The organism is Brevibacillus sp. MCWH, from assembly GCF_013096935.1.
In the GTDB taxonomy this organism is placed as follows: domain Bacteria; phylum Bacillota; class Bacilli; order Brevibacillales; family Brevibacillaceae; genus Brevibacillus; species Brevibacillus aydinogluensis.
The window spans coordinates 1-258 of record NZ_SDLF01000267.1 but is presented as its reverse complement, the minus strand read 5'-3'; the positions used below and the strand labels follow the sequence as shown (position 1 = coordinate 258).

The 258-nt window shown below is 59.3% G+C and carries 1 rRNA gene; it reads right to left on the bottom strand.

What is annotated here, in order from left to right:
- Positions 1 to 258, bottom strand: a 23S ribosomal RNA gene (locus tag ETC00_RS20435); the annotation flags it as partial.

The following is a 258-nucleotide window of genomic DNA, read 5'->3' as shown; positions in this document are numbered from 1 at the left end:
AACTCATCCCCTTAACCTTCCAGCACCGGGCAGGCGTCAGCCCCTATACTTCGCCTTGCGGCTTCGCAGAGACCTGTGTTTTTGCTAAACAGTCGCTTGGGCCTTTTCACTGCGGCCCCCTCGGGCTGTTAACCCTACCGGGGCGCCCCTTCTCCCGAAGTTACGGGGCCATTTTGCCGAGTTCCTTAGCAAGAGTTCTCCCGCGCACCTTAGGATTCTCTCCTCGCCTACCTGTGTCGGTTTGCGGTACGGGCACCT